This window comes from Burkholderia sp. BC1, from assembly GCF_052683555.1.
In genome coordinates, this window is sequence record NZ_JBQYLP010000181.1 from 1 (window position 1) to 1,061 (window position 1,061).

General features: G+C 61.1%; 1 protein-coding gene and 1 pseudogene. Both read left to right on the top strand.

Annotation, left to right across the window (positions count from 1 at the left end; all coding sequences use genetic code 11):
- Window positions 1-869: IS110 family transposase (locus tag ACSHSS_RS30235; protein ID WP_445545972.1), on the top strand; the 869-nt coding region annotated here is incomplete at its 5' end.
- Window positions 870-881: 12 nt separating this feature from the next.
- Window positions 882-1,061, top strand: a pseudogene (locus ACSHSS_RS30240) (IS3 family transposase); the annotation flags it as partial.

Consider the following 1,061-nt stretch of genomic DNA (forward strand, 5'->3'; position numbering starts at 1 on the left):
GCACCGGCACGTATGGAGCGGGACTCGCCCGGGTGCTGCGCGACCATGAAATCGAGGTACTAGAGGTCAATCGACCTGACCGGGCAACACGCCGGTCTCGGGGGAAATCCGATCCGACCGACGCTGAGAATGCCGCACGAGCAGTTCTTTCCGGAAGGGCAACGGCAATCCCCAAAGAGCAGTCAGGGGCCGCCGAAGCGATGCGCGCCGTTTCTGTTGCCCGACGCAGCGCTGTCAAGGCCAAGACGCAGGCAATCAATCAGCTGCGAGCTTTGCTGGTCTGCGCGCCACAGGAAATTCGCGAGCGTCTTCTCAAGACGAAGACCGCCCAATGCATCGCAAGCTGCACACGTCTGCGTTCGCTGGGGACCACGCCCGTTCTGCAAGCACTGACGACGACGCTGCGGTTGCTGGCCAAGCGCTGGCTTGCGTTGGACGAAGAGCTCAAGGCGCTCGATGCCATGCTCGAGAGTCTCACGAATCAGCATGCTCGACGACTTCGAGAAAGGTTCGGCGTGGGACCGCAAACGGCTGCCGTCCTGATTGCCGTTGCGGGCGACAACCCCGAGCGACTGAAAAGTGAGGCCGCGCTGGCGGCGCTCTGTGGCACGAGTCCGTTGCAAGCGTCATCTGGCAAGACGGTCCGACACCGCCTGAACAGGGGCGGTGACCGGTCCGCAAACAATGCCTTGTGGACGATTGCCATGGTGCGCATGCGCAGCGATCCCAGAACACGTGCTTACGTCGAGCGCCGGACAAAGGAAGGGATGTCGAACAAGGAAATTCATCGTTGCCTGAAGCGCTATATCGTCAGGGAACTGTACCCGCTCATCCTGGCCGATCTGACCGATTCGACGCACGCTTCTTGACATAGGAGCGTCAACGCGCCGACCGAGAGCTTGTGGGGATCGCTCAAGCGAGCACGCATCCTTGGCCAGCGCTTTGCAACGCGTCGGGAAGCGATGGACGAGGTAATCGACTGGTTGAGCTTCTACAATCATTCGCGCTTGCACTCGACGTTGGGCTACGTCAGTCCGATGCAGTTCGAGCGGGACTGGTAC